Genomic DNA, 21200 nt, shown 5'->3' on the forward strand with positions numbered 1-21200 from the left:
GTTGCAGCTGTAAGACTGGCCAACTAAAATAACCTGAAAAAAATTATTATCAAATTAAAAACAAAAATGAAAGAAAGACTTTATGAGATCCTTAATGAGGAAAAAGCACATGAGATTATTCCGTTTCTGAAACAGCTTACAGCTGAAGAAAAAAAGGCCCTGGTGCCTACCATAAAAAAACTGGACAGGGAGATCAGCAAGATCGTAATGACGAAGAACTCCTACCATACTGCAGGTTCTGCAGACCAGCATTCTATTATTGATATAGCATCGTTTGTCTGTATGGACCAGAAGCATTACGGGAAAGACTACTGGAGCCTTTTCGGGAACAGGGAACAGACTGAAAAAATACTTGAATGGGGATGTCCGCACTGGTTTTCGGATTTTATCAACAATTCTATTGATGCAGAATTTACAGCGTTTAATTATCAGGATATTCTGGGGTGGACAAAAAAAGGCTATGTACAGCCCAGACCTGAACTGCTTGGATATCATTTAAGCCTTCAGCCCTACGATCTGGAGAAATTCCCGGAAACCCTGGAAACTCATTTCTGGTATATGTGCGAATTTCCTTCAAAATCACTTCCCTTTAAAAAAGAATGGCCTCCATTGTTGCAGAAACTGATTGCCGAGAATAAAATTGACAGAAAAAGATTCCTAAAAGAGTGCCTGCTGGCGGCCAACAGGAATTTTAACAAAAATGTTACAGGATGGTTCATGGATACATTCAATGCACTGAAGCCTTCTGACGAGGAACTCATTATATTTCAGGATGAGCTGATGGCCGGCTTGGCCTCCGTGCAGTCAAAAGCAGTGAATACGATGCTTGCCAATTTGAAGAAGATCGTTCAGGACCCGGCATTCAGGACCGATGAATTTTCAAATTTCCTTCCCAATCTGCTAAGCTCGGAAGTTAAAACAGTAGTGGCCGCCAGTCTGGCAGTGACAGAAAGAATTTTTCAGAAAAAGAAAGTGGATACAGAAAATCTGGCAATGGCTTTGAGTGCGGCATTTGTAAGCAAAGATGAGAGCATACAGACCAAAGCGGCAAAGATCATTTTAAAATATATTCCTGTTTCTGAACCGATAAAAGAAGCGCTGTCCCATTATGCAGATAATATTCTGGCTAATGTAAGGCCGGTACTGGTTCAGTATATAGATAACAGGCAATTGGAACTGGACGTTTTTGAACCGGAAAAATTAGAACTCATCAATGAGGAGTGTAAAGTTCAGGAGCTTCAAAGCTTTGAAGATCTTATGTTTCTTCTCCAGCAGGCTATTGAAAATCCTGGAACTTACTATTACGATTTGGCGCTCGCTGGGCTTATCCGTTTCGGAAATGAAGCTGATGCCGCCTCTGTAAAACTCTTTGAACCCGTATTTCAAAAAGCCTGTAAAACCATTTCCAAATGGGAAGTACATCAATTTAATATATTATTATGTAATCTCATTATCAATTACGGGCTTTTACTATTAGAAAAATTTCCGTTACAGCTTAAGAATATTGATAAAATATATAAGAAAACCCGTGAGGACGAAGCTTCCAGAGAAGTTTATTCCACCTATCATAAAAAGCTGAAGCCTATTAAAGATATTTATGCAGGCGGTTTGGCTATGGAGCCGTTTAAGCATATAGCGGTCCATGTTTTTAATCAGGTAGCAGCAGGAGATAAAACGCCGTTGCTGTCTACCGTCACCCATGAGCCATGCTGGATTAGTCCTGAAGCTTTGGTAGAAAGATTCGAAATCTATCAGAACAAAAATATAAAACCGGATGACCTTGATGTACAGCTGGCATTGCAGCGCTGCTCCTTAGAAAAAACTTCAGAAGCATTACATCTTGTGGAGAAAAAATTAAAAGGAGAGTATAAAGACCTCCTTCTTTTCTTCTTTAGCAAAAATTCTGCCCCCAAAGGACAAATTGAACATCCGTCATGGTGGATGACAGCCGGGATCACACGCTCTCCCCAAGCCGTTTTTGAAGAATTTCAAAACTTTGACTATGAGGATATTCCAAAAGAATTCCTTACCGGAATTTATGAATGGAAGACGATTGACAGCAAAAAAAACTCTTATTATCCGGTTGAGCTTAACATCAGGGTCCCGAAATATCACCTGAAAAAAAGAGAGCATCAGCTTTTCCTGGAATACTTTGTTGCGGAGCAGAAAAACTCTTCAGAAACACCTTCATTGATATGGAGTTTTCCCAATACCTTAGGGAATCTTTTAGCTAAAACCATTAAAGACTGCCTGTTTTATTCAGGGATTGCAGAAGTTTACGAAAGAAATTTTGTTCTGAATATAGCCCAGGCGCTCCATCAGATGAAAAAGCCTCTGGATGAAATGGGCTACCTGTTTCTGGGAACCATTTTCCTGGATGGAGACAAAGTAATCCGTGGAACAGCCGCTGAAATATGGCTGGAACATGTGTCTCATAAAGTAATGGATGACAGAAAGCTCGGCAGGGTAATAGGTCTTCACGAAAAACTGGAGTGGGCTCCTGTTAAAAGACTTACAGACCTCATGCAGCACCAGATGATCAACGTCAGCAAAGACCATAATCTGGCTTTGGAACAGCTTCTTACCCATATTTTGCTGCAGATGGAAACACCCGTTACCAATCTAAAAAAAATACTGGATATTTATCATGAGGTTTTGGCTCTGAACCAATCGGAAACCGATATAAACTTAAAAGAAAAACTGAATAGCTGGAAAGAAAACTCCAGCCTGAAAAAAATCTGCAATCTTCTTCTAAAAAAATAGATATGGAAGATACGCTAATTTACCGTTATCAGAGACCTTCGTCTTTGATAAAAAAAGATGCATCCGAAGAATTATTCCTGTCCAAATACAGTGAAATTCAGAAAAATACAGATGTACCCTGCTTTTTCTGGGGAGATGTCGGTCAGCCGTTTATACTGGCGAGATGCCTCATCACGCTTTCCAATATTGTAAAATCAAGCTTTAACCTGTCACCGTTTCAGATGGCATTGCTTAAAGATCCTATTGTTACTGCCGGAAACGGACGATTACGTTTTGAGGGTTTTTCGCATTGTGCCGGTGTGTATGCACGGGTAGATGTTTTACCTGACGGACTTCATGGTGAATTTCTTGAAAACGGAACTACCAATGTAGATTTCAATCAGTCTATGATTACAGCTCTGGGAAGCATTCGCCTTAATGAAAGAATAATGCTTTCCGTAGGTGAAAAAGAATTGGGACTTTATAAGGAAGAAGAAAAAGTGGTGGAACGGAAAGTCCCGCTGCCTGTGAAATGGATTAAAGGGCTAAGTACCGTTCAAATCTATCTCTCTGAATCAGAAAAACTTTATTGCTTTAATAAAATTCAGACTCAGCAGCTGTTCAGAGGAATACCCAAAGGACCTATAAAATCAGATTATTACCTTATTATCAGAGGGAACAGGCCTATGTTCTCACCGGTGAAATCAGTAGATGCCGTTTGTGTTGGAGGACTTCACAGGCTGCGCCTGCTGGAGCCTCTTCTTCCTTACATTGATCAGATGCAGGTGTTTCCACATGCCCATATGCAGTCTACCACATGGCAGCTCCGTATGGGAAATCTGAGGTTCAGTTTTTCAGTGTCAAGAGAAGCCTGGAGGGGATTTTCCGGAGAAGGAGCTGTTTTGAACAGTCTTATTGACGATATTCCGGATGAATGGATAGATGCATTGGATAAATATGCTTATGCCAATCAGTCTTTTAATCCTTCGGCATTTGCTTTAAATGAGAATATAAGCCTTGAAAAAACCGTTAATCTTACGGGAAAACTGGCCGCTATGGGGCTTTTAGGTTACGATCAGGATGAAAACGGATTTTTCTACCGCAGACTGCCGTTCAAACTAAGCCGGGTTGTAGGTTTAAATCCAAGAATGAAAAATGCAGAAAAGCTTATTGCAGAAGGAAAAGTTGAAATTTTAAATAAAAATGCTGTGAGAACAGAAGCAAGGGTAGAAGGTACCGGCGTACATCACACAGTGATCATAGAGAATGACAAGGAACGCTGTACCTGCGAATGGTTTAGCAAATATCAGGATGAAAGAGGACCGTGTAAGCATGTTCTTGCCGTAAAGAAATTAATAAATGCTTAAATAAAAAGGACAGCTTCTGGGAAATTAAGTCTGTCCTTTTATTTTATTGATGTTTCATCCATTCCTCATAGGAAACCACACCCAACTCCGGTTTTCCTTCACCTTCAAGGATAGAAATAAATTCAAGCTGATTCCCGTCTGGATCATTGAAATAAATAGCCAATGCAGGCATCCATGCAAAAACCATCGGCTCATCTATACCGTCCCTCAAAAAATTATAAGGTTTTAAATCTTTTTTCTTCAGAAAATCCACAGAATAATTTAAAATATCTTCTTTACTGCTGGAAAAAGCAAAATGCCTTGGCTGAAGGTTTTCTTTCTGTTCCCACAACCCCAGCATAAACTCTTTATTTTCACGTATCCATAAAAAGGCAATAGGGCGCTTTTCATCCATATGGGCGAGTTTCAGACCCAATATTTCAGTATAAAACCGGATAGAATTCTCTAAACTGCTCACCTGGATATGGGTTTCATATAATCCTTTGATCATCGCTTTAATTTTAATCTACACAAAGCTAAATAATGCCTCTGTACAAATGCCGGATCTCTGATTCCTTTATTGGAAATGAATGATAGAAAAATTGTATTTGAGAATTAAAACGGATTCAAAGCTTATTAAAAGCACTTATAAAAAAATGCCGGTGAGTTATTCACCGGCATTAATTACTTGTTCTATTTCTTCTTCGAAGGTTTTCTTCCAGTTCATAATCGTTGTTCTGCTGATTTTGTACTTTCTGGACATATAGCTGGTAGAAAAGCCATGCTTATTCTGATACTGCAAAAGCTTGAACATTGTTTTTTTATCATAGGTTTTCAGCTTCTGATTGTTGATCTGGCTTTCCTTAGACTGCTCAAAAATTTTTTCGTTCAAATTCAGAATATCCTCAGTTGTATTCAGTTTTCCCAGAAGTTCTTTGATCTTTGGGTCTTTCAGCTTTTCCGGATGTTCCAGTCTCAGCATATCGTAGTATATCTTCTTGTAATTGGGACGCATAATTGGGCTTTGTTTATCCGTTCGTATTATCATTATTTTTCTGAAGCCAGCGGTGAAGGGTACTTTTGGGGATAGAATATTCTTTGATCACTTCGCCATACGTCATCTCGCCGGATAAGATTCTTTTCATAATAAAATCTTTAATTTCCTGAGTATAAATATTTTTTCTGAAATAAGGAATTTTATCAGATTTCTTCTGATTTTTGTTGACAGCAGACGGAGGAGCATACAGGATAAGGTGCGAGCTGTAAAGTCTGAAAAAGTCATATTCCAGAAGTTTGCTCCATCTTAGCAATAAGTCTGTATCGATCGATTTGCTTTGATATACGTTTTCAATAAACTGCTCATCTTTATTGAGAAAATTACAGATCCTTTCCATAGACACCTCATTTTCATCAACCATTTCCTTGATAAATTTTCCTATATGAATTTCTTTATATAACATGTATAAATACTATTTGTTAAATTATAAAAAGAAAATAGATAACATATTCCAAATGAATGCCTGTAGCGTCAAAGTACGCTTTAGAAAATCTTAGCGTTGTCAAAAGAGAAATTTAAGCTGGATAGCATATATGGTATATGCATAGTCGGCAGTCTGAGGGATGACCGGCCAATAATTGTTATGTTATATCTTAAGAATATTTTATATCTTCCATTTCCTGCTCTATATTCTCATCAGTGAATTCAGATTTTATGCTTTTCTGTATAAATATGCTTATCAGGTATTTCTATACAGTTTGTAATATTTTTAGCTATTTACCTTAGTGTCAACAGATTTATTACTATAATTTTTTAATTGAATAGTAACCTGTCTGTTTGTTAATTTTTCAAATTTAAATAAAAAATAGAAGTGATTCCCTAAAAATGAATAAAAAAAGCATGTAAAAATAAAATTTAATTAAAATTAACATATTAAATAAGCGAAGAAGTGAATTGTTTTAAGTTGAAATGATAATGCTGAAAGGGGTTTCAACAAAAAGTGGATAATCATGAAGACATCCACGCTTATTATTTTGTTAAAAATTATTTTTAAATTATTTTGGCATCACACGGTAGGTAGGATCATCCTCAATATTCACCTCTATAAAACCACCGGCATTATCCAGAAGTTTGATGCAGTCGGAACTTAAATGTTTAAGAACAACATGTTTATTCTGCACCTTATATTTTTCAGTGATTTTTTTGAGGGCTTCAATGGCTGACATATCTACCACACGGGATTCCTTAAAATCAATAACAATAGTCTGGGGATCACCGGCTACATCAAATTTTTCGGTAAAAGCGGTTGTACTGCCAAAGAAAAGCGGTCCGTAAATTTCATAGACTTTATTACCCGATTCATCCGTTGTTTTTCTGGCTCTGATCCTTTTGGCGCTGTCCCAGGAAAATACCAGGGCAGAAATAATAACTCCAACCAATACAGCCAGGGCAAGATTATGAAGGATAATCGTGATGAGAGCAACAAGCATCCCTACAAATATATCTGATTTGGGCATTTTTGTAATGATACGGAAAGAAGCCCATTCAAAAGTGGTGATGGCTACCATCATCATAACCCCTACTAAGGCAGCCATTGGGATCTGTTCAATGACGGAGCTTCCAGCGAGGATAATAAAAAGGATCGTTAAAGCTCCGACAATAGCAGAAATTCTTGTTCTTGCCCCTGCTCCGATATTTACCAGCGTCTGGGCTACCATGGCACAGCCGCCCATTCCTCCAAAAAATCCGTTGGTAATATTGGCAATCCCCTGAGCCACTGCCTCTTTATCAGATTTTCCTTTTGTATTGGTGATCTCATCTACCATATTTAAAGTCAGTAAAGATTCTATCAGCCCTACACCCGCCATTACCAAAGAATAAGGAAAAATAATTTTCAGGGTTTCTATAGTAAAAGGAATTTCAGGAATATGAAAAGAAGGTAATGAACCGCTTACTGAAGCAATATCTATTACCTTTTTGGTTTGAATATTAAAAAAGTAAACCAACGCAGAAACAATAATGATGGCAACCAATGATGCAGGAACAGCTTTGGTTATTTTAGAAAAAACCAAAACGATCAAAATCGTAAGCGCCGTTAAACCAGCCATAATCATCAATGCTGAGCCTTCCATCCATGTAGTGATACCATCTTTAACCACTTTAAACTGGGCCACCTGAGCCATAAAAATAATAACGGCAAGACCGTTTAAGAAACCGTACATGACGGGCTGGGGAATGAGCCGGACAAATTTTCCAAGCTTAAAAGTTCCTACCAATATCTGAATAATTCCTCCCAGGATAATCGCTCCAAAAAGATACTGCACCCCGTGAGATGAAGCCAAAGCTATTAGAACGACAACCGTTGCTCCGGCACCACCGGAAACCATTCCCGGCCTCCCACCAAAAATGGCAGTGACAATTCCCATTAAAAAAGCAGCATATAAACCTGTAAGCGGGGACAGTCCGGCCAGTATGGCAAATGATAAGGACTCCGGGATCATCGTCATGGCAACCGTTAACCCCGCCAGAATTTCATTTTTAAGATTGACATTCCGCAATGATTGAAAACCAGATAATATGTTTTCCATAAACTATTGAGAGATATAAAAACACCTGTTAGCAAATAAGGTGCGAAGATTAAAAATTGATGATATATAATATAAAACAGATCCAAAAAGTAATTCCGAATATGAGAGAAATATTCACCTTAGTCCTTAAGGCGGTGTGATTTGCGAGGATATATTTGCGAATCGGTTCATAGACTGCAAAGGTAGAAAAAATAAAACGAACCTTACAAAGAGCAGGAAATAGAGATGGAATTTCTATAAGAAAAATAGAAAAAACAGAAGAAGATAGAAGCGGCAGAAAAAAATCTGTGTGATCAGCAAAATCTGTGAGAGAAATCATCATTAATTATGATCTAAATAAACCGTGAAACTATTCAAAATTCATAAAAATTTCTTAAAACAGACAAGGACATCATGCATTTATGAGAAAAATTTTATCTTTGGGAAGAATAGCCTGTTAAACCCTTGTTGATGATTAAATAATTTTAAATCTTTTTCAAGAAAGCTAAATAAAACTTTTAACTTAAAACTATTGAAAACGGATATCGACATTCACAACCACTGTCATTTTTCTTTTGACTTGTGGCTCACCCTAATCAAATCTCATCCTGAATTTAAAACAAAAAGAGTTGAGCTGTTCACCTCGTTTTTTAATGTTGATAAACCTATTGATGAAGTTGCTAAAACTGTAAAATATTATGATGATCTTTGCAATACAATCAATGAAGTAACTGGCGGGAATATCGATACATTTGAGATCTATTTAATGATTCTGAGTGCGCTGAATGTAGATGTAAGACAATTAGATAAAAATAAGCTGGAAACGTTTTACCTGAAAAGTGAAGAGCTGTTTTTAGAATATAAGCCGGTTATCATTTTCAAAAACATAAAAGAATTTCTTGATCAGATTAAAAACCAGGGAAAAACTGTTAATATTTTAAGCAATACAGGATTTATCAAAGGAAGAACAATGCGAAAATTTTTGATCCAGGAAGAGCTGGATCAGTATATAGATTTCCACATTTATTCCGATGAAATCAATATTTCCAAACCCAATCCTCTTATTTTTCAGGAAATAAAGAACAATCTTAAAGATCAGGAACTTCCGATGCACCGTATTCTTCATATCGGAGACAATCCGGTGGCGGATTACAAAGGTGCAAAAGATTTCGGCTTCAGTGCACACCTACTAAAACACTAATACATATGAACAAGAGATACAGCTTACACCACATTCATTCGGCGGATGAGTTCACATTCTCACCCGCGGAATACAGCTATTTTAAGTATGGCGCTAAGTCGTATGCTGAGAAATTTGCCAGAGAATTATTCGACGGCTTCATTGCCGGACATGCAGAACTTTTAAACACAGAAAAAGAGATTGTGGTCCTCCCAAGCCCGTATATGGCCATCCCGACAGCCTCTAATTTCTTATGTTTTTTCTTTAAAAAGCATCTGGATATGTACCTCTTTCAAAAAGGGATGAAATCCAGTATTTTATCAAAGATCAATAGAAATCATACCTATATCACGGATTATGGGAATCTTAATTTTGAAGACCGTAAAAATCTGATTGCCAATGATACTTACTATATCGACAAAGACTTTTTACGCGGAAAACTTTGTATTTTTATAGACGATATAAAAATCACGGGAAGCCATGAATTTACGGTAAACAGAATTTTGGATGAATACAATGTGGAGGCTGATTTTATGTTCCTCTATTATGCGGAACTGATGAATTTTAACCTCGATCCGAAGATTGAAAACTTTTTCAATTATTATGCAGTTAAAAATGTAAAGCACGTTGCAGAAGTAATGGAGAAGCCGGATTTCGAATTTAATACAAGGATTGTAAAATATATTTTAGGCCTGGATTCAAGTAATTTTGACTATCTTACGTCTAAAGTAAAAAAGGAGCAGATGGACCTGCTTCTGGAGCTGGCCATCAGCAATAATTATCATTTAATAAAAGAATACGAAAACAACATCAATACTTTAACACAAACGGAACTCTATTATGGCTATTAACTTACAAAAAGGACAGAGAGAAAACATTAACGCACCTAAATTCACTGTAGGTTTAGGATGGGATATCAATAATACTTCTACAGGAACAGCATTTGATCTTGACGCTTCTTTATTTTTATTGGGAGGTGACAAAAAACTGGTTTCAGACGACCATTTTATTTTTTATAATAACCTTGAATCTCCGGACAAATCTGTGATCCACACAGGAGATAACCTTACCGGTGAAGGGTCAGGAGATGATGAGCAGATCAAAATAGACCTTACAAAAATAGATTCAGCAATTCAGGAAATTACCGTTGTGGTGACAATCCACGATGCTGATGCGAGAAAGCAGAACTTCGGACAGGTAAGAAACTCTTTTATCAGAATTTTTAATTCAGATACCAATGAGGAAATCCTGAAGTATGAACTGGATGAAGATTTCTCTATTGAAACCGCTGTGGAATTCGGTAGAATCTACAACAGGAACGGAGAATGGAAATTTGAAGCAGTCGGGGCCGGTCAGAGAGAAGGCCTTGAAAAATTTGTATCAATTTATCAAAAGTAATTATGGACAATCAGGATAATCAGCCCATAGATCCGATGGGGTCAATTGAGCCTCTTAAAACATTTGAGCCGACACCAATGGCTCCGCCAAGCCAGCCTGCACAAAGTGCAGCACCGCCGGTTCTTGTGGACAAGGAAGGAAATGTAAATCTGGCTCATTTACCATCAGAAGAAAAACAGAAATACGAGCTTCTGGCCAATTCCATCGATGAAAACAATCCAGGTTCCATCGTGAATTACGGTGCGGAACTTCAGAAAACCTTATCCAACCAGAGTGACAGCTTCTTAGGGAATGTAAGAAGGTCAAACTCGGGAGAAGTTGGAGCCTTGATCAATGATCTCTTGGTAGAACTGAACTATGTAGACGTTGATGAGCTTCAGCAGAATAAAGTGAAAAGCTTTCTGAGCAAAATCCCGTTCATGAAAAAAGTCATGACGCAGGTAGAAAATCTTTTCGCAAAATATGACAAAATTATCAGTAATATAGATCAGATTGCCCATAAAGTGAATGCCGGAATTATAACGTCTACCAAAGACAATGCAGTTCTGCAGACTATTTTCGAAAGCAATGTGAACTCCATCAAGGCTATTGAAGATCTGGTGATTGCAGGAAATGTAAGAATGGAAAGAGCTGCCGGAGAACTTGCCCAAATGGAAGCCGCTCCGCAGAATTACCAGGATTACCAGATTGCTGATAAAAGAGATTTCATCGCGAGATTAGACCGGAGAATGGCTGATCTTAAGGTAGTGCGTATCATTATGATGCAATCGCTTCCACAGATTAGACTGGTACAGAACAACAATGTTTCTATCGCAGAAAAAGCGCAGACGATCCTTACTACGACACTTCCGGTTTGGAAAAACCAGCTTTCACTGGCTGTGGCGATGTTCAGACAGCAGCAGAATATCGAAATTCAGCAGAAAGTATCTTCTACTACAGAAGCGATCCTGAAGAAAAATGCAGAACGTCTCGGCCAGAATTCAGTGAATGTGGCAAGAGCGAACGAACAGACGATTGTATCCGTAGAAACATTGAGAGAAACCACTTCAATGCTGATCAATACTTTGAATGAAGTGAAGCAGATCCAAAAACAGGGAGCAGAAGGAAGAAGAAAACTGGATCAGGATCTTCAGACATTGGAGCACGAACTAAAAGCAAATGTCAGAGGTTAAATAACAGCATACCAAGGTGGGGGATGACGCAGCAACCATAATGTCTCAGAGTAAAAGGAGATTAACCAAGCTTAAACTTCTTGCTAATTTTTTTGAACATATTGATATCATATCTATTTACATCAAAACAGATATTATCCACAATTTGTTTCAGGAAAATAAAGCGCTGGACTACAGCAAGCTGGAACTTTTTCACCTTCAGTATACAGACAGCCTCATTGAGCTTCTGACCAAAATAAAAAGGCAGAAAGAAAATGATATGCTGACGATTATTAACGAAATTGATGTTAATACAAAATATATTGAAAGCTTTGAGGAAAGGAGGGTAGACAGTTTTCAGACCGACCGGAAAATGTACAGCGGTATATTTTCCCAGCATCTGAAAACACTCTACAAAGACCTTACAGAAGATATTTTTACAGCAGACTGGAATAATGTCCTGTACTTCCATAAGAAATACGGTCAGGAATTCTACAGGACGGGAGCAGACGAAGAACAGCTTAAACCTAAACCTTTTCCGGCCTATCAGTATAAAAATTATACGATAGAAAGAAAACTCCTGGGAAGGCTGAATATTCAAGGCTTCAAAGTTCGTTTTGTCTGTGGCTACCTTATTGGGACGTTTGAATATGAGCTTTTTAAAATCTTCCAGTCCGATGATTATTTTGTTTTTGGAGTGGATGATAAAAAGCTTTATTTATTTGATGGCGAGCTGGAAAAACTGGATATTTCAGAAAACCAGTCGAATCAGAGCTCGATCATTAACCAGCTTAAAGCAAAGAATGAGCTGCTTGAAAATTCCATCAACGAAAGAAAACGGACGATACCCTCAGAAGTGGAAAATGTGCTGAAAGATTATCTTAAAAACCTCGAAAATATAGATATCATGAGCAAAATATTCGCTTTCGATGAAGAAACGAATATCCTGCGCGCAATGCTGAATTTAAATTTGAATAACAATTAAAGCGAAAAGGCTGAAGGCAAAATCGCGAAAAGGCAAGAAGTGAATTTGCAAAAAGCCAATTTGCCTTGAAAAAATAACAACAATACTAAACCATAAAAAGATGGCTATTAACTTACAAAAAGGTCAGAGAATTAATCTGAAAAAGGAAAACGGTGCCGAGCTTACCCAAGCCTGCGTAGGAATCAACTGGGGAGCAATCGAGAAAAAAGGATTTTTCGGAACAAAAAAAGAAGCAGTGGACTTGGACGGGAGCTGTATTTTATATGACTCCAACAAAAACGTTACAGAAGTTATTTATTTCGGAAACCTGAAATCAAGAAACGGATCTGTAAAGCATAGTGGAGATGACCTTACCGGTGATGTAAACGGAGATGACGGATTGGATAACGAAGTGATTACGGTAGATTTCAGCCAGCTGGAGCCCAATGTAGAACACGTTGCTTTGGTACTGAACAGTTACCAGGGGCAGGATTTCGGAACTATTCCTTTCGCTTCCATCCGTATTTATGAAGGAACACCTACCAACGTAAGAGAAGTTTTCGCAAAATATGATATTGCCAATGATGCCTCATTCAAAGGACATGTAGCAATGGTTATGGGAGTTTTCTACAAAAGAAATGGTGAATGGAAATTTAATGCAATCGGAGATCCTACATCAGACAGAAAACTTGAACAGACAATCCAGACGGTTCAGGCCAACTATTTATAATCAATAGAAATCAGTAAAGATGTGTTTTGGCTCATTCGAAAAAAAAGAATAATTTTATAAGCTTGAGCTAAAAACTTATTGACGTATTGATATCAAATAAAAATCATTAAAATGAGCAATATTTGTGCATACCGTACATCTATTGCTTTTATCATATAATAACATAAACTGAAGTGGAACATCAAAGTATTTTAGAATTGCACCCGGGCTTGGTGTGGGGATTTGCGGTAACGGTTGTTATCATGCTGCTCCTGGATTTAGGAGTATTCAACAAAAAAAGCCATGAAGTATCGTCCAAAGAAGCTACCATCTGGTCTATCGTATGGATTTCATTATCCATGGTATTTTCCGGAGTAGTCTATTGGGTTTTCAATACAGACGGAAGTCCTGAAAGCCATACACTGGCCGTAGAGAAATTTACGCAATATCAGGCAGCCTACTGGATAGAAAAGGCCCTTTCTGTGGATAACTTATTTGTATTCATCCTTGTTTTCGGGTTCTTTAAAGTTCCGAAATACCTTCATCACAAAGTTCTTTTCTGGGGTATCATCGGAGCCCTGATTTTCAGAGCGATATTTATCTTTGCGGGAGTAGGTTTGATTAATCTTACTTATCTTCCTGAAATGAATATCTTCGGAGAAGCTGTAAAGATTAATGTGGTGATGACTTTATTCGGGGTGTTCCTTGTGTATGCGGGAATTAAGTCCTGGGGTGAAGGAGATGGTGAAGATGATGAAGACTACAGTAATACAGCTGGTGCAAGACTGATCAAAAGTTTCTGGAAAGTTTCCGATAATTACGATGGCGATAAATTCTTCACCATTCAGAACGGAATCAAAATGGCAACGCCGCTTTTAGTAGTGGTGGGAGTAATTGAATTTACTGACGTTCTTTTCGCAGTAGACTCTATTCCGGCAATTTTTGCAATTTCCAATGACCCGTTCATCCTTTATACGTCAAATATTTTTGCGATTTTAGGATTGAGGTCTCTATATTTCCTGTTAGCGAACTTTATCCATATGTTCAGCAAGCTTTCATATGGACTGGCTATTATTCTGTCATTTATCGGGATCAAAATGCTGATCGCACCATGGATTCATATTTCTTCTCCAGTTTCCTTAGGAATTGTGGGAGGTGTATTGGTAATCGCGGTTCTTGCATCAATCTTATTCCCTGAAAAAGAGGAAGAAAAATTGGAAGAAGAATAAATAATAAAAATTCTTTTTAATATATAATAGCTCCTGAAAATCTGATTTCAGGAGCTTTTTTGTATTTTTTATTGCTTAAAATGAGCTTACAAACCAACCATTAAGAAAAAATGAAGTTTTTAAGAACATTAAGAACAGCTTCGCTTTAAAGACTGTGCTTAAAAAATCTAAAGATTTTTTCCCTTAACTCCTCTTATTTCCTTCATTCTGCTTAATGTTTGATAAATAGGAAAATAAACCTGCTATTCGTTCCATCCATATGAGAACATAAGTTAAAATAATATTATTTAAAAAAAATAAACAGACCAGTCTGTCTATATTAAAATTTTCTTGTACATTTGTATTATAAAATAATAAGAATGAAATCTCCAAGAGAAAGAATACTGGAAACAACCTTTGATCTGTTTGGCTGCCAGGGTTATAATTCTACGGGAATCTACCAGATTATTTCTGAAGCAACAGTGGCCAAAGCAAGCTTTTACCAGCATTTTAAGTCTAAAGAAGATCTTTGTGTGGAATTTCTAAATGTAAGACATCAATATTGGTTCAGTGAGTTGAATATTTTTTGTGGTGAAGAAGAAGATCTGAAGCTTCGAATTCTGAAATCTTTCGATTTTCTTATCTACATGAACCAAAAAGAAAATTTCAGGGGTTGTAGTTTCCTCAATATTTTATCTGAGATTCCAATGGATAATGTTAAAATTTTAAGCGTGATCCAGCAGCATAAAAAAGATCTCAGAAATTATTTTCTGCAGCTGTTGAAAGATCAAGAACTTTCAGATCATATCTATTTACTTTTTGAAAGCAGTATTATAGAAAGCCAGCTTTTCAAATCCAATGAACTCATCGAAAGATCAAAAAAAATAATTAATCATTTAATTCCTTAAAAAATGGAACAGAAACATCCGCTTCCGCCTTTCACCTTTGAAACGGCAATAGAAAAAATACAGATGGCAGAAGATGCCTGGAACAGCCAAGACCCGGAAAAAGTGTCCAAAGCTTATACTGTTGACAGTGAATGGAGAAACAGGGATACTTTCATTAACGGAAGGGAGGAAATAGTTGCCTTTCTACAGAAAAAATGGCAAAAAGAACTCAATTATAAGCTTAAAAAAGAATATTGGGCCCATACAGACAACCGTATTGCCGTCCGCTTTGAATATGAATACCAAACCAAAGATGGAAATTGGTTCAGAGCCTATGGAAACGAAAACTGGGAGTTTGATGAAAACGGCCTGATGGCGAAAAGATATGCAAGTATCAATGATTTGGCTATCAGAGAAGAAGATTGAAAATTATAATAGAGAGACTGTTGCAATGACAGTCTTTTTTATGAAGGAAATTCATTTTCTTGTTTTATATTTGTCAAAAAATTAGGGTATAATTCTTCAATATAATTAATAACCCATCTGAATTTTGTTCTCATTAGAAATGAAAATTCGGAGATAAAACTTAAATACAAATGAGAAAAAATCGATCAATTGAAAAAGTATTTTTACTTTTTTCACTTATGCCTTTTCTGGCTTTTCCCCAATGTTGGAAAGAAATCGCTACAGGAAGATGGAACTCTGTAGGTGTTAAAAATGACGGAACCCTCTGGACCTGGGGAAATAATTGGTATGGACAGCTAGGAGATGGTACTACTGTATATAAAACAAGCCCGGTTCAGATAGGAAATGCTAACTGGAAAAGTATCATAACAATCCCCGCAGAAGACTATGTTCTGGCTATAAAATCTGATGATTCACTCTGGGGATGGGGAAGTAATTTTCATGGACTAATGGGAGGCGCTATCAATGAGAATAAAACCAGTCCCGTAGAGATAGGGAGTGCTGCTAATATAAAAAGTATATCTCCCGGGGAACATATACTAACAGTAAGGACAGATGGAACACTATGGGCGAGAGGAGATAATACTTTTGGACAATTAGGAGATGGAACAATAACAGACCAGAACTATAATTACATTCAAATAGGAACCGGAACCAATTGGAAAACCGTTGGTGTTGGAATATTTCACACTATTGCCCTGAAAACGGATGGTACACTTTGGGCCTGGGGTTTCAATAGTACAGGACAATTGGGAGATGGTACTAATGTCTCTAAAACGAGTCCGGTTCAGGTAGGAACAGATAACAATTGGAAAAGTATATCAGCTGGACCCAATTATAATTTGGGATTAAAAACAGATGGTACACTTTGGGCCTGGGGATACAACGCTTATGGGAAAGTAGGTGACGGAACGACCACAGATAAGCTTGTTCCTACCCAAATAGGTACTGCTTCAGACTGGAAGAGCATTGTAGCCGGGGTTAATCATTCATTGGCAATAAAAGATAACGGAACACTTTGGGGCTGGGGAGACAATAGCACAGGACAATTGGGTGATGGTACTTATCTTAATAAATTGGTGCCTACCCAAATTGGTGTACAAAACAATTGGAAAATTGCAGTAGGAGGATATAACCATACACTTGCCTTAAAAACGGATGGCTCACTTTGGGCTTGGGGAGACAATGGTTCAGGACAGCTTGGAGATGGTACCAATATTGAAAAGAATATACCCACAGCTGTTTCCTGTCCTACAAGTGCAGTCTTGCACGTTGGAGAATTTGGTGTGAAAAATGAAAGGATAGTGTTGTATCCCAATCCTGCAAAGGCCTTATTTATGATAAAAAATCTATCAGGAATCAAAAATATAAAAATTTACAATGAAGAAGGAAGGTTAATAAGATCTTCTGCAGATAGCAACGTTGTTAATATAGAATCCTTACAGCAAGGCATATATTGGGTTAAAATAGAAGATCTGAAGGGAAATACAGTTGTAAAAAAATTGATAAAAACTGAAAAGTAATAATTATTGAATATAAAGATTAAAAAAGGGACAGTGTTTATGCTGTCCCTTTTCTATTTTTAATAAGCCATATCAAAGTATTTGTAACTTTGTATTTACAAGCTCATAATTCATTATATCTATCCACTCTTCCCATGTAACAGCTTATTAATTTTTCTTCTTGTCTGCACAGACACTTTATACGCCTCATCCCTCAGTTTCTGTATCTTTCCTACAGGCTGGAAAAAGATTTTACTTTCAAATGGATTGAATGAAAGCAGCTCATTGGTACAGTCTCGGGGATCAAGCAGTGCTCCTTGACTGATGATCACTTCCCCGACTTTAATGTAAGGAGAATTTTTCCATTCTACATTCAGTCTGTTGATAGGCTGGTTTTTCAGGTCATAGCAGAACTGAATTAAAACCTCTGCCGTATAATCATGATCCTGGAAATAACTTTTCAAAGCATCCATTATCTTTAATTTCCGTCCGAATTTTTTGTTTACGGATAGTGGGACCAGCTTTATTTTAATCATATGTTCACCAAGGCGGTAAGCGCCTACCGAATGATAGTCGAAAGACAGGATAAAATCATTCCTTTTGCCCAGAATTTTCAATATATTTTTAATAAAGGATAGAGAAAAAGTAGCAGGAATTATCTTAACCGCCTGCGAAACAAGCGAAAAAATACTACTCCATTTTTTGATATAAAAACGGTTAATGGCAGTAAAAAGCTTCAAAAAATGAGACACGGAATTTGTTGGAAATAAAGGAAAATTAACAAGGGGGAAATTTGCGATCAGCCCGCCGTTTTCATCCTTTACCTTTATGGCAAATCCATAAGCAGGAATATCCTTTTCAGTATTTTTTATTTTCAGATGAGCATTCGAAAACCTGATCGTCAGGTCAAATTTTTCATTGTCAAAAAACGAAGCGAGTTCTTCAGGAACGTTTTGATCAATAAAAAATGTACCATCAGCTACAGCATATGTTTTAGCATGGGCATTTCTGGTGGCATAGTTGACGTCGCTAATTGAAGATGACTGTTCTACGAAATCTGCAATCGACTTTTTATTGATTTCCAGAAGTTTTTTTTCCTCCTCATTAAGCTCATCAAATTTCTTATTATATTTTAGTGGTTGTGGCATTTAGTTTTTAAATCCAATTATAACGCCAAGTTTCGGAATCTGTGTTAACATAATATTAAAATTGTTTGAATTTTCCTCAGACAGTGAAGTAAGAACTGCCAACCTATACTTAAGCAATCGACTTCACTAACCCTAAACTCAAAACTTTAAACCCCAAACCCCAAACCTCAAACTTAAAACCTTAAACCTGCAACTCGCATCCCGCAACTCAAAAACCCCTATCTTTGTAAAAAAATATCAACAATGGGAGTAGCAGATATGTTATTTAAAAAGAAAAAAGAACTGGCAGAAAAGAACCTTAACGATGGTAAGGAATACATGGAAGAATATGGTAAAAGAGAAAGTGTTGTACAGCTTCCAAGCGGTTTACAGTATGAGATTATCACTGAAGGTGACGGTGCAAAACCAGGGCCTAAATCTACTGTAAAATGCCATTATCACGGAACGACCATTTCAGGTAAGGTCTTCGACAGCTCTGTGAAAAGAGGGACACCGGCATCTTTCCCTTTAAATAAAGTAATTAAGGGATGGACAGAAGCTTTACAGTTAATGCCTATCGGAAGCAAATGGAGACTTATTATCCCTCCACATTTAGCTTACGGCGATCAGCAGATCAGCAAAGAAATAGGACCTAATTCTACACTAGTTTTCGAAGTTGAATTATTGGATATAAAATAATCCGGCTTAAAAATAGCTTAAAAATTTACCTGACCTCAGGTAAATTTTTTTATTTATACTATATTCGTGCACATCAACTTTTTTATACAAGTCAAATATAACTGAATGAGAAAAATATTTTATCTTTTCGCAATTTTGAGTATTCTGACGTCCTGTGTTTCCAAAAAGAATCAGGCAATTAAACAGAACATCCTTACGCTGAAAGACAGTTACTGCAAAGCTCCTTTTAAATACAACTACAGCAACAGAATTCCTTCCTACAATTCTGATTCTATTTTGCTGGCCAACAAAGATTTAAAAGGAATGTTTTCTGACCAGAGTATTTTAATTCTCAACGCACTGGATAACCTTGATGAGGTGCACCAGATTATTGAGCTTAAAAAAGATTCCTCCATAGCCTCACAGGTTAAAGTATTGCAGCTTAAAAGTAAAATCAACAGTAAAATTACCATTGCTCTGACCGAACTGGATGCTGTGGCGGCAGAATTCGACTGCGAAGGGGAAAGGGTGGCCCAAATAGGAAATTATGTAGACAACCTTAATGACTCCAAAAATAATAAACTGATCCTTCTTTCCATTGTAACAGGAGCTGCAGCATCCGTTGCAGGCGGAATTATACAGGACGGAGGATGGAGTAATGCCGTTGATATCAGTGGGGGAGTCCTGGGAGCAGGCTTCGGTCTTGCTACCCTTAATCCAAAAGGGAAGAAGGTAGAATTTATCCACCAAAGAAACCTGCTGAGGGATATCTGGAGACAAAAGCTGGAATCTCCGAATTTTCCGCCCTTCATCTGGTATATGTATACCGAGAAAAAATTTTCCAATAAAGAAAAGCATTCCATTATCAGCAGTATGAAAGAAAGATGGCTTCATTACCAGTTTGATGATGAAAAAGCAGCCGCAGACCAATCCGTGATTTTTAGTGACGGAGGTTTCTACAGGGCGGATGACCTTCACAACCGGGCTGCAATGCTGAATCAAATGCAGTCTGCAACACGAACCATCAACCAGAATATTAACTATCTGCTGTTAGATTTGGATAAATTAATTCTTTAAGAAAAAATTAACTGTAATAAAATTTGTTACATTTAAAATTTTTTATATCTTTGCCAAGTAATTACAATGAACAATACAAGATTTGCTACGGCAATACATATTATGACCTTATTGGCCAAAAGTCCTCAGGAGTGGCTCACTTCTGAATGGATTGCCGGCAGCATCAATATCAATCCCGCGATTGTCCGAAAAGAAATTAGCGTGTTGAGAGAAGCAGGTCTTATTACCAGCAGACAGGGAAAAGAAGGAGGGAGCCAGCTTGGTAAAAATGCAGAACACATCAGTATTTCTGAAATCTACAGAGCAGTGAAGAATACTGAAGTTTTAGGCAAGAAGAATCAAAATCCCAATCCTGCCTGCAGTGTAGGGAAGGAGATTAATACCCACTTAAATACATTATTTGAAGAAACAGATCGATTGGTTACTCAATTTTTAGGCGACAAATCTCTGAAAGAATTTTCCGAACAGTTTGAGTAAAATTTTTTAATCATAAATGTAACAATTTTTATTACAATTTAATTTAAAATAAAATATTATGAAAAAAGTAGCAGTAATTGGAGCAACAGGTTTCGTAGGAACCCAAATCGTAAATGAATTAACAGAAAGAGGATACGCAGTGGAAGCTTTGGTAAGAGATGCTTCTAAAGTAGAATCAAAAGAAAATGTAACCGCAAAAAGTGTTGACGTGAACAACACAGAAGAACTGGCAGAAGCTTTAAAAGGAAATGATGCCGTGATCAGTGCCTTCAACGCAGGCTGGACCAACCCAAACCTTTATAATGATTTTCTGAACGGTTCCATCAATATTGAAAAAGCAGTAGAACAATCAGGCGTAAAAAGACTGATCGTAGTGGGAGGGGCCGGAAGCCTTTATACTCCGGACAACGTACAGATCGTAGATACTCCAGATTTCCCTGAAGCTTACAAGCCGGGAGCCACCGCAGCAAGAGATTATTTAAACAAAATCAAAGAAAATAATACCCTTGACTGGACCTTTTTCAGCCCTGCTATTGAAATGAACCAGGCGAATGTAGGGGAAAGAACCGGAAAATACAGAACTTCCCTGGAAACTCCTGTTTTTGACGAGAACGGAAGAAGCCGTCTTTCTGTAGAAGATGTAGCTGTAGTTCTGGCAGACGAACTGGAACAGAATAACCACATCCGTGAGCGTTTTACAGCAGCTTACTAATTCAAAAAAAATC

At 37.3% G+C, this 21200-nt stretch carries 21 protein-coding genes; 16 read left to right on the forward strand and 5 right to left on the reverse strand.

From position 1 onward, the window contains the following. Positions 1–66 precede the first annotated feature (66 nt). Both ACM40_RS11710 and ACM40_RS11715 read left to right on the forward strand, forming a co-directional pair. Positions 67–2763, forward strand: coding sequence for a DUF6493 family protein (locus tag ACM40_RS11710; RefSeq protein WP_048502986.1), 2697 nt, complete (start codon positions 67–69; stop codon positions 2761–2763). Positions 2764–2765: 2 nt separating this feature from the next. Beyond that, on the forward strand, positions 2766–4109 hold the full coding sequence (locus ACM40_RS11715; protein ID WP_048502987.1) for an SWIM zinc finger family protein: 1344 nt from the start codon (positions 2766–2768) through the stop codon (positions 4107–4109). Positions 4110–4152: 43 nt separating this feature from the next. Here the strand turns inward: ACM40_RS11715 and ACM40_RS11720 are convergent, their stop codons facing one another. The 4 genes from ACM40_RS11720 to ACM40_RS11735 all read right to left on the reverse strand — a co-directional run bounded on the left by ACM40_RS11720 (position 4153) and on the right by ACM40_RS11735 (position 7673). After that, positions 4153–4599, reverse strand: coding sequence for a VOC family protein (locus tag ACM40_RS11720; RefSeq protein ID WP_048502988.1), 447 nt, complete (start codon positions 4597–4599; stop codon positions 4153–4155). 156 nt (positions 4600–4755) lie between these two features. After that, a complete protein-coding gene (locus ACM40_RS11725; RefSeq protein WP_228376173.1) occupies positions 4756–5136 on the reverse strand; it encodes a helix-turn-helix domain-containing protein in 381 nt (126 codons plus the stop codon). Further along, positions 5117–5548 (reverse strand): transposase, encoded by a 432-nt coding sequence (locus ACM40_RS11730; RefSeq protein WP_048502990.1) that lies wholly within the window; start codon positions 5546–5548, stop codon positions 5117–5119. The genes ACM40_RS11725 and ACM40_RS11730 overlap by 20 nt, the downstream gene beginning before the upstream one ends. 592 nt (positions 5549–6140) lie before the next feature. Next, positions 6141–7673 (reverse strand): SulP family inorganic anion transporter, encoded by a 1533-nt coding sequence (locus ACM40_RS11735; RefSeq protein WP_048502991.1) that lies wholly within the window; start codon positions 7671–7673, stop codon positions 6141–6143. 511 nt (positions 7674–8184) lie between these two features. Here ACM40_RS11735 and ACM40_RS11740 point away from each other — a divergent pair. From ACM40_RS11740 to ACM40_RS11785, 10 genes are all read left to right on the forward strand, one after another. Continuing rightward, entirely contained in the window at positions 8185–8853 is a 669-nt protein-coding gene (locus ACM40_RS11740; protein ID WP_048502992.1) for an HAD family hydrolase, read from the forward strand. Between the two features lie 5 nt (positions 8854–8858). Then, positions 8859–9683, forward strand: coding sequence for a phosphoribosyltransferase family protein (locus ACM40_RS11745; RefSeq protein WP_048502993.1), 825 nt, complete (start codon positions 8859–8861; stop codon positions 9681–9683). Continuing rightward, positions 9673–10230, forward strand: a complete 558-nt coding sequence (locus ACM40_RS11750) for a TerD family protein (protein WP_048502994.1) — start codon at positions 9673–9675, stop codon at positions 10228–10230. The genes ACM40_RS11745 and ACM40_RS11750 overlap by 11 nt, the downstream gene beginning before the upstream one ends. Positions 10231–10232: 2 nt before the next feature. Continuing rightward, positions 10233–11402, forward strand: coding sequence for a toxic anion resistance protein (locus ACM40_RS11755; protein ID WP_185097192.1), 1170 nt, complete (start codon positions 10233–10235; stop codon positions 11400–11402). Positions 11403–11442: 40 nt separating this feature from the next. Continuing rightward, the gene (locus ACM40_RS11760) at positions 11443–12366 is read left to right on the forward strand and encodes a hypothetical protein (protein WP_048502995.1); all 924 of its coding nucleotides are present in this window, start codon (positions 11443–11445) and stop codon (positions 12364–12366) included. A 100-nt stretch (positions 12367–12466) separates the two neighbouring features. Then, positions 12467–13075 carry a TerD family protein gene (locus ACM40_RS11765; RefSeq protein ID WP_048502996.1) on the forward strand — a complete coding sequence of 203 codons (609 nt, stop codon included), beginning with the start codon at positions 12467–12469 and terminating at the stop codon, positions 13073–13075. 173 nt (positions 13076–13248) lie between these two features. Next, a complete protein-coding gene (locus ACM40_RS11770) occupies positions 13249–14283 on the forward strand; it encodes a TerC/Alx family metal homeostasis membrane protein (protein WP_048502997.1) in 1035 nt (344 codons plus the stop codon). 359 nt (positions 14284–14642) lie between these two features. Then, complete coding sequence (locus ACM40_RS11775) at positions 14643–15170, forward strand: TetR/AcrR family transcriptional regulator (RefSeq protein WP_048502998.1); 528 nt, start codon at positions 14643–14645, stop codon at positions 15168–15170. A 3-nt stretch (positions 15171–15173) separates the two neighbouring features. Beyond that, entirely contained in the window at positions 15174–15575 is a 402-nt protein-coding gene (locus ACM40_RS11780) for a DUF1348 family protein (RefSeq protein ID WP_048502999.1), read from the forward strand. A gap of 170 nt (positions 15576–15745) precedes the next feature. Further along, positions 15746–17137 (forward strand): T9SS type A sorting domain-containing protein, encoded by a 1392-nt coding sequence (locus ACM40_RS11785; RefSeq protein WP_083996848.1) that lies wholly within the window; start codon positions 15746–15748, stop codon positions 17135–17137. A 119-nt stretch (positions 17138–17256) separates the two neighbouring features. Here the strand turns inward: ACM40_RS11785 and ACM40_RS11790 are convergent, their stop codons facing one another. Further along, positions 17257–18264, reverse strand: a complete 1008-nt coding sequence (locus tag ACM40_RS11790) for a catalase (RefSeq protein ID WP_048503001.1) — start codon at positions 18262–18264, stop codon at positions 17257–17259. A gap of 243 nt (positions 18265–18507) precedes the next feature. Here ACM40_RS11790 and ACM40_RS11795 point away from each other — a divergent pair, with 243 nt between their 5' ends. The 4 genes from ACM40_RS11795 (at position 18508) to ACM40_RS11810 (ending at position 21187) form a co-directional block, all read left to right on the forward strand. Next, positions 18508–18942, forward strand: a complete 435-nt coding sequence (locus ACM40_RS11795) for an FKBP-type peptidyl-prolyl cis-trans isomerase (protein ID WP_053077109.1) — start codon at positions 18508–18510, stop codon at positions 18940–18942. A gap of 105 nt (positions 18943–19047) precedes the next feature. Beyond that, positions 19048–19998: a hypothetical protein gene (locus tag ACM40_RS11800; RefSeq protein ID WP_048503002.1), complete on the forward strand. Its 951-nt coding sequence runs from the start codon at positions 19048–19050 to the stop codon at positions 19996–19998. Positions 19999–20064: 66 nt separating this feature from the next. Then, complete coding sequence (locus tag ACM40_RS11805) at positions 20065–20475, forward strand: Rrf2 family transcriptional regulator (RefSeq protein ID WP_048503003.1); 411 nt, start codon at positions 20065–20067, stop codon at positions 20473–20475. 58 nt (positions 20476–20533) lie between these two features. Continuing rightward, positions 20534–21187 carry an NAD(P)-dependent oxidoreductase gene (locus ACM40_RS11810; RefSeq protein WP_048503004.1) on the forward strand — a complete coding sequence of 218 codons (654 nt, stop codon included), beginning with the start codon at positions 20534–20536 and terminating at the stop codon, positions 21185–21187. Positions 21188–21200 lie beyond the last annotated feature (13 nt).

Origin of the sequence: Chryseobacterium sp. BLS98, assembly GCF_001045445.1 — a bacterium.
GTDB lineage: Bacteria > Bacteroidota > Bacteroidia > Flavobacteriales > Weeksellaceae > Chryseobacterium.

What these genes read in the sequence shown, in the direction of transcription:
- ACM40_RS11760 (WP_048502995.1), top strand. Translation starts at nt 11,443, where the DNA reads ATGTCTCAGAGTAAAAGGAGATTAACCAAGCTTAAACTTCTTGCTAAT.
- ACM40_RS11805 (WP_048503003.1), top strand. Translation starts at nt 20,065, where the DNA reads ATGAACAATACAAGATTTGCTACGGCAATACATATTATGACCTTATTG.
- ACM40_RS11750 (WP_048502994.1), top strand. Translation starts at nt 9,673, where the DNA reads ATGGCTATTAACTTACAAAAAGGACAGAGAGAAAACATTAACGCACCT.
- ACM40_RS11765 (WP_048502996.1), top strand. Translation starts at nt 12,467, where the DNA reads ATGGCTATTAACTTACAAAAAGGTCAGAGAATTAATCTGAAAAAGGAA.
- ACM40_RS11790 (WP_048503001.1), bottom strand. Translation starts at nt 18,264, where the DNA reads ATGCCACAACCACTAAAATATAATAAGAAATTTGATGAGCTTAATGAG.
- ACM40_RS11715 (WP_048502987.1), top strand. Translation starts at nt 2,766, where the DNA reads ATGGAAGATACGCTAATTTACCGTTATCAGAGACCTTCGTCTTTGATA.
- ACM40_RS11775 (WP_048502998.1), top strand. Translation starts at nt 14,643, where the DNA reads ATGAAATCTCCAAGAGAAAGAATACTGGAAACAACCTTTGATCTGTTT.
- ACM40_RS11735 (WP_048502991.1), bottom strand. Translation starts at nt 7,673, where the DNA reads ATGGAAAACATATTATCTGGTTTTCAATCATTGCGGAATGTCAATCTT.
- ACM40_RS11795 (WP_053077109.1), top strand. Translation starts at nt 18,508, where the DNA reads ATGGGAGTAGCAGATATGTTATTTAAAAAGAAAAAAGAACTGGCAGAA.
- ACM40_RS11725 (WP_228376173.1), bottom strand. Translation starts at nt 5,136, where the DNA reads ATGATAATACGAACGGATAAACAAAGCCCAATTATGCGTCCCAATTAC.
- ACM40_RS11810 (WP_048503004.1), top strand. Translation starts at nt 20,534, where the DNA reads ATGAAAAAAGTAGCAGTAATTGGAGCAACAGGTTTCGTAGGAACCCAA.
- ACM40_RS11785 (WP_083996848.1), top strand. Translation starts at nt 15,746, where the DNA reads ATGAGAAAAAATCGATCAATTGAAAAAGTATTTTTACTTTTTTCACTT.
- ACM40_RS11710 (WP_048502986.1), top strand. Translation starts at nt 67, where the DNA reads ATGAAAGAAAGACTTTATGAGATCCTTAATGAGGAAAAAGCACATGAG.
- ACM40_RS11755 (WP_185097192.1), top strand. Translation starts at nt 10,233, where the DNA reads ATGGACAATCAGGATAATCAGCCCATAGATCCGATGGGGTCAATTGAG.
- ACM40_RS11730 (WP_048502990.1), bottom strand. Translation starts at nt 5,548, where the DNA reads ATGTTATATAAAGAAATTCATATAGGAAAATTTATCAAGGAAATGGTT.
- ACM40_RS11720 (WP_048502988.1), bottom strand. Translation starts at nt 4,599, where the DNA reads ATGATCAAAGGATTATATGAAACCCATATCCAGGTGAGCAGTTTAGAG.
- ACM40_RS11800 (WP_048503002.1), top strand. Translation starts at nt 19,048, where the DNA reads ATGAGAAAAATATTTTATCTTTTCGCAATTTTGAGTATTCTGACGTCC.
- ACM40_RS11780 (WP_048502999.1), top strand. Translation starts at nt 15,174, where the DNA reads ATGGAACAGAAACATCCGCTTCCGCCTTTCACCTTTGAAACGGCAATA.
- ACM40_RS11745 (WP_048502993.1), top strand. Translation starts at nt 8,859, where the DNA reads ATGAACAAGAGATACAGCTTACACCACATTCATTCGGCGGATGAGTTC.